Below are 6801 nucleotides of genomic sequence, written 5' to 3'. Positions count from 1 at the left end.
GTTGCTGCCGGCGATGAGCTGGTAGTACCTGCGCAGGATGTCCACGCCGTACCACTCGAACCCGTGCTCCAAGGCTGCCCTCGCCAGCTCCCCCCCGACCAGGGGCATGATGCCGCCGTTGACGTAGGCACCGCGTACCAATTTCTCGTCCCCAAGAATCCCGTCCGGAAAGGGCGGATCGATGGAAAACCACTCGGCAAATGCGCGCCCTTCTTCTTTGCGGCGGAGGTACTCGCGGATGATGGCGGCTGCCATTTCCTGCGTGCACACACCGCGGTTGATGTCCATGGGGTTGCTCAGGCTGAGCTGCTCTGCCTCATCCACCCCCTCGATTTCCACCGGCGTAAGTTTCACGAAATGCGTGTAGAACCTGCCGTTCCAGCAGATTTCATTCATGCGCCGCCGGATCTCCTCGGCCCGCCGGCGCCAGTAAGCGGTACGTTTGCGCTGTCCAAAGTAGTCGTAGAGCAACGCCATGATCTGGAAGGCCTGGTAGTAGCCGCTGTTGTCGCCATGCATGATCCCCCAGTACGTGTCGTCGGTAATCTGGAACTGCAGCCAATCATGCTTGCCGCCTGTGTAGGCAAAATCCCACGTATCGACCGTGTAGGCCCGCTTCACCAATTGGTGTTCCTGGTCCCAGCGCCAGGGGTTGGTCAGGATGTAGTTGAGGGCCTTTTCCATTTTGGGCAACATGCGGCTTATCCAGGCGTCGTCGCCAGTGGCCTGCCACGCGAGGAAGGCGGCCTTCACAAAGCGGTACTCAACATCGGCTTCCACTGGCACGCGGACATATTTGGCCCAGTTCTCACGTTCAGAGGGCAGCTTCTCCGGCACCGTGGTGAAAAAGTCGAATATGCGGCCGTTCTCCGCCTGTGTCTCCGCAAAGTGCTCCACTGCCGAGATCAAGTCGCGCTCGAAGTACTTGAAGCCGCGCATCATCTCGCTGTGGTCGCGGATCCAGATGGACTTGCCATCCGGTGAACGATAGCCGCGGATAGGTTTGGCGTCGATGACCAGGTCCAGGGTATCCTGCTCGAGGAAAGCTCGCACGCGCGGATAGAGCTCGTCGAACTCCGGACGTCCGGTCGTAACATATGTCGTGTGCGGGGAACTCACGCCGACGCCCCTGCCTCCTGGTGAGCACGGGGAAATGACCTGTAGCCGATGAGCTCTATCTCCTTGCCGCATACAGCCCACGGCACGCCCACTTCGCTGGGGAGAGCATTGCGCTCATAGGCCTGCAGCAGTCCCTGGTTTACCGCCGGAACGTAGGTGAGGCGCTTTCCCGGCTCTCCTTTCACAAGCACCATCCCTCGGGGGAACGGCGTAACTTCGGGCACTGATTCGTGCATGCCATTGATGCAGACAGTATGTGCCATAGCGGCTTCGATCCCGCACGCCGGCTTCTCGCCTGTACGTACCGACGAGATGGCTTGCCACATCTTGTCCAGGTAGTGCGCGTCCGGGGCGCCGTAGCTTTTTTGCCTGCCGTCGTGCCAGCGGGCCACAAACTCTGAATGCCAACCGGCGTAGGTGACCGTCGCGTGCTCAAATTCGTACAAGATGAGCGGCCCCACTTCCTCTTCCACGGCGTGCGATCCGTAGAAAAGGATCTCCACGCCCCTATCGGTGCGAATCCGGGTGGCAAAGGTGTCAAAGTTCTCGATGTCGTTAGCGCGGTACAGCTCGGCAACCACACGCGCCGGGGTAGCACTGGCGTCCTTCCGTTCGCCCAGCAGATAAAGCATGTTGTGCAGGTAGTGCGCCAGCGCGTTGTTCGCAGGGCTGTCCAAGACCCAACGCCCCTGGCTGTCCCGCTGTTTTCCGGCCCAGTCGTTCCGCCGATAGTAGCTCTCATCTCGAGGCCACAGGGCGATGGTCTTTAGACGGACGGGTGCCCCAAACTCTCCCTTGCGGACGTCTTCCTTCAGTTCTTGGATGGTCCTGGTGAACGACCACTGATAACCAATGGAGACGAACCTCCGCGCAGCATCTCGCGCGCGCATCATCTCCCACCCTTCTTGGACGGTGGCGCCCAGAGGTTTCTCGCAGAGAACGTGGCTCCCCTGCGCCAGACACAGGCACGTCTGCGGGCAGTGGAGCTGAATAGGGGACGAAATGATGGCAAGGTCGGCTTTGTGGGAAGCGTAGAATTCTTCCAGGCTGCGGAAGATGGGCACGCCAATGGCCTGGAGTTCGGCCAGGCGCGTGCACCGCTCGGGCTCTGGATCAACGCCACCGACTATGGTCACATTTGTATCAATCTTGCGGTCCAGAAGCCCTTCGAGATACACCAGTCCATAGCCACCTAACGCAACGACAACGATGTTCACGTTCTCTTCCACAGATTCGCTCCTCCAATGAGCTCAATAGGCGCAGAGCTTGTGGTATTCGTCCAGCATGGCCAGGAAGTTGTCGTAACGGGAGCCGACGGCGATGGAATGGCTGCTGCCGAGGATAAATCGCCCGCCTTCTTTGGCGCAGGCCATGGCGCGCTGCACGTCTCTGCGCACGTCCTCGGGGGTACCACTTACCAAGTGCTCCACGGCCACGCCGCCCCAGAGGGTCAACACCTTGCCCACGCTCTTTTTCAGGTCACAAATATCCATGCCAGCAGTGGGCTGTATCGACTGGTACGCGTCGTAGCCGATTTCCACGAATCCATCCAGGAGCGCATGGACGTTGCCACAGCAGTGCTTTATCACCTTTTTTCCGAACACCTCGTGGATCTGCCGAACTCTGAGCCTGTTCGGTTCCAGGAACAGCTCGCGGAAAAGGTGCGGGCTGATGAACGGCCCTCCTTTGTGTGCAAAGTCAGCAGCCCAGAGCACGGCGTCGCTGTCCGGGTGCACCAACACGCGATCGGCAGCCATCTGCTGCTCGAACAGTTGCTGCGTTGCAGCTTTGACTGCCTCCACATTGTCTGCCAGCTCCATGCAGCCGCGCTCCAATCCCCCGAGAAAGACGATGCCTATCTCCCCTCCTGAGGGCCCGCAGATGAACTTCTCGTCTTTGAACTGCTGGATTACCCCATCCAAGATGCGCCAGGAGCGCTCGTCGCGCGTTGGGACCGCAAGCGGAGCCGCGAACATCTCTGGCCGGAACGCGGTCCTTTCCAAGACCGGGTCCTTTATGCACGTGATGTCCGCGGTGATAGGAGAGTACCGATAGATGCGCCCGTGGCGGTCCTCCCAGGTGACCTCGTCCACTCGTCGCGGCGGAGGCTCGTCTGTCTCCGGGGGAATCTCCCACGTCGCCATGGGGAAAGTGACAATGTCCAGGTCCAGCTTGCGATGCAGCTCGATGTGGTCCCGCAGGTAGCTTTCGGCCACCTCGTCGTGCCGCCCTTCCCAAAAGGCGATTTGGGATTTGGCCTTTGCCCGGAGATAGGTTTCGTGCCCAAGGAGTTTCTCCACCGTGTCAAAGTCGATGGCAAACTCGCCTATGGGGACCCGGTCGGGTTCTTCCCCGGCCAACGTGGCTAAGACACGCTCCTTGGACGTCATGGTCAGGCAATTTCCCGTTCCAGCAGGTCGACTTCCACCAGCCGCCGCCCCTCGGGGTAGAAACGAAGCGTCTTCACTTCGAAAGGCTGCAACTCAACCTTCGTGGCCAGCGGCACCCAGGGCAGCTCAAGACGCGCTGTCCGGCGCTGACCTGTGGGTTCGAAGAGCCTGATGACCAGCCCCTCGCCCTGCTCGGGTTTCTTGAGCGCGGTCACCAGTACCGCCGGGTCGTCGACCCTTAGTCCCGGACTTGGCAATTTACCCTCCCCAGGCGGGAAGAACGAGAGGGCGTACGGGCGCTCATTCTTGACCAGCGCCTCCCGGTCGATAGCCTGCAACCGTTGGCCCGCAAGGCCGGCATTGAGCCAAAAGCGGAACAGCCGCTCGCCTTGGTCAATCCGCGGCGTAAAACGGTCTTGAGGCACTATTGGCCTCTCCTCAATGGGATGGCCTGAGTAGGCCGGTGCACGGAGCAATGACAGCCGAAGCTCTCCGCGACAGTAGTCCGCTCCATAGGTGCCATCGTTCACGCACGTGAGCGCATGGCGGTTCTGCTCATCAACGACTGCCAGCCACTTCTGCGCCACCACTTCGTCGCCGTTTGCGGGAAGCTCGTCCACGCCATAGACCACCTGGCCCATGAGACGTCCTTGCGTAAATGGCGTGGGAATGGAAAGCTTGAGCATCCGGTTCTTTTCCCCCCAGTAGACGCGGAGTTCGACCTCGACTTCGGTACCGTGCTTGGGCAATTTGTAACGTTGGCATATTGCCGAGCTCCCATAGGCAAAACACGCCTCGACCACCGTGCGGACAGGTCCGTCTTCAATAACACGAACAGGCTTCAGCGTCTTCTGCCTGACGCCCGCGAACTGCGCTGACTGCGCGCCGTTCATCAAGGCAAACCTGCCCACCACGTCGCGGAAGCGACGCACACGCATGCCCCAAGGGTCCTCGTTGTCGTCGATGACCAGGGCACGGAATGCGCCCTTCTGCAGGTAGTCCACCTCTCCGACGCGCCATCGATCAATGAGGCCGGTGCGCGTACTGATGGTGAGCTCCATGTCGGGCGTCGCAAACATGAGCTTACCGTCGCGCTCACGCAAGCGCTCTCGGGTCTTGGCAGGGACCAGCTTAGGGCGGCAATCAAAGCGATTCATTTGGCTCGGCGCCAGCTCTGCGGTGAACACCACCCTCTTCCGCCAGTCAATGCTCAGGTTGCTCAGCTCCTTTTCCACTTGGGCAGCCAGAGGCTTTCCTTGATGCAGCACCTCGATCTCGGTGAATAGGGTCTGATCCCAGTTTATGTCGGCCAACTGGAATTCGCACTCCACCGTGTCACGCACAGGAAACGGGTGCGGGTTGTAGACCAACACTGGAATCTCGCCCTCTTCGGCCTTGGGCTGGCCCTTGGCCAGCGCGAAAAAGACGCGCGCCTTGACTCGGGAGAGGATCTCCAAGCCATGGTCGATGAGGCGCAGCGACGCCTCCTCCACTGGCTGGATGGAACTCCCCGGCAAGATGTCGTGGAACTCGCTGGTCAAGAGGTCAAGAAGCGCGTCGCGCAGTTCCTGCTCCGGGTACGGCAGAAGATCTTGGGCTGTCGCTGTTGCCGCCATTTTCTCGACCATGAAGAGCTCGTTCTCGAGCCGGCGGTGGCGTTGCTTGATCCTGGCCATCGAAGTGTAGCATCCTACGCCCCACGGGTTGATGTCGCGGCGATGCACCGGGAATCCCTCTGCGCGCTCCCGCAGCTCCCGGAAGTAGGACTCAGGGGTCGAGTGCCGAATTTCCGTTTCCTGTACCTCCTGGATGAGCGCGCCGAGCTGCTCGAGGTCTATCCTTGAAGGCCCTCCTCCATGGTTGCCAACGCCCCAAAGGACAATGCCCACCTCTTCCGCGGGGTGCTCGGCCATCCAGGTCTCCACTTTGCGACGCGCCCCACCCAAGGGACTGTTGTAGAAACTCTCCACTCGGCTGGCCAAGACCCTCGACCCGTCGTACCCTTGCCACCAGAAGTTTTCTGCTGGCAGGGTACAGAACGTGGAGTCCGGGCGACAGAACAGGTAGGAATCGTAGCCTGCTTTTACCAGAATCTGTGCCAAACCCCTGCTGTGCCCAAAAGGATCGAAATTGATGGCAGTGGTGGGCTCAACGCCGAACTTTTCCCGGAAATAGTTCCTGCCCACCAGAATCTGTCGGACCAATGATTCGCCATTGGGCATATTGCAGTCCGGTTGCAGGAACCAACCGCCCATGATGTGCCACTTGCCCGCCCGCACCAGCTCTTGGATGCGCCGAAAAAGCTCCGGCTCGTACTCTTCCACCCAGCGGTAGAGAATCGCCTCATTGTGATTGAAGACAAAGCCGGGAAACTCGCCGAGCAGGTCTGCCGCGGTCCGAAATGTGGCAATGGCGGCTGCCGCACCTTCTTCCCACTCCCATAGCCACACAGGGTCCATGTGTGCGTTGCACACCAAGTGCAGTCGCTTCTTCCCTTTCACCCACATCCTCCGTTGCACGAACTTGCTCTTCTCGCTGCGGTTTCGTTGTCACTTGCCTCGCGTCTTGAGCCGCACCTCATCGCGCCAATAGCGGATCTTTCCCACGCCAGGCATGTCCGGGCTGCCATCAAAAGCTAAGCCGAAAAGGGCCGGCTTCGGCTCGTAAAGCACCTGGTCGCCGTACCGCGCTCCGCTGATGTTGACTGCTGTATACGAAAGCACGTCCCCGCTGCGGACGAAGAAGAGAAAGTCGGCGTTGGTTTCAAAGTCGCCATAGCGGATCTTGCCGGCTTCGTAGGTGTACTTGGGACGGCGCCAATCGCGCACCATGTCCATGCGCAGATCGCGTTTGGCGCCCACGACGATCGTACGATCCCCGTCGGCGATCTCCACCATCAAGCCCTTGCCCTCCGGCTCGGGTTCGACGTAGCGCACTTTCCCCACCAGCTGCTCAGGGCGGACGTCAGCGCGGTGCGGAACCAGTACGGTGACGAAGGCGATCGTCTGCCCCAGCTCGAAGTGCTGGCCGGTGGTCTGGTGAATCACCAACTCGTCCTGGTAGTAGCGCCGCTCCCGCTCTACCCCTTCCAGCTTGTAGTGAGTCTCCGGGAACAGAATAAGCAGGCGCGTGTCCATGGGAAATGCCATAGTTTGGAGCGAGTCGTACACGGTGTCGTACCAGTGCTCCCCTTGTGCCAGGATCCTGCGCGTGTGCCAGAGGTTGGCCGCAGTGAAGAAAGCTGGGACACGTGCCTTCACAATATCAAAGACCACGAATAGTTCCGGCTGCT

5 protein-coding genes are annotated in these 6801 nt (G+C 60.2%); all 5 read right to left on the bottom strand.

The annotated features are described in order from the left end of the window. Positions 1–1119: hypothetical protein (locus H5U38_12500; GenBank protein ID MBC7187845.1), on the bottom strand; the 1119-nt coding region annotated here is incomplete at its 3' end. After that, positions 1116–2348, bottom strand: a complete 1233-nt coding sequence (locus tag H5U38_12495) for a Gfo/Idh/MocA family oxidoreductase (GenBank protein MBC7187844.1) — start codon at positions 2346–2348, stop codon at positions 1116–1118. The genes H5U38_12495 and H5U38_12500, both read right to left, overlap by 4 nt. Before the next feature lie 21 nt (positions 2349–2369). Further along, on the bottom strand, positions 2370–3509 hold the full coding sequence (locus tag H5U38_12490) for a hypothetical protein (GenBank protein ID MBC7187843.1): 1140 nt from the start codon (positions 3507–3509) through the stop codon (positions 2370–2372). A 2-nt stretch (positions 3510–3511) separates the two neighbouring features. After that, positions 3512–6016, bottom strand: a complete 2505-nt coding sequence (locus tag H5U38_12485) for an alpha-mannosidase (protein ID MBC7187842.1) — start codon at positions 6014–6016, stop codon at positions 3512–3514. Positions 6017–6058: 42 nt separating this feature from the next. Next, positions 6059–6801: hypothetical protein (locus H5U38_12480; GenBank protein MBC7187841.1), on the bottom strand; the 743-nt coding region annotated here is incomplete at its 5' end.

This window comes from Calditrichota bacterium, assembly GCA_014359355.1.
GTDB lineage: Bacteria > Zhuqueibacterota > Zhuqueibacteria > JANLFK01 > Oleimicrobiaceae > Oleimicrobium.
This window is presented reverse-complemented; position numbering and strand designations above follow the sequence as displayed.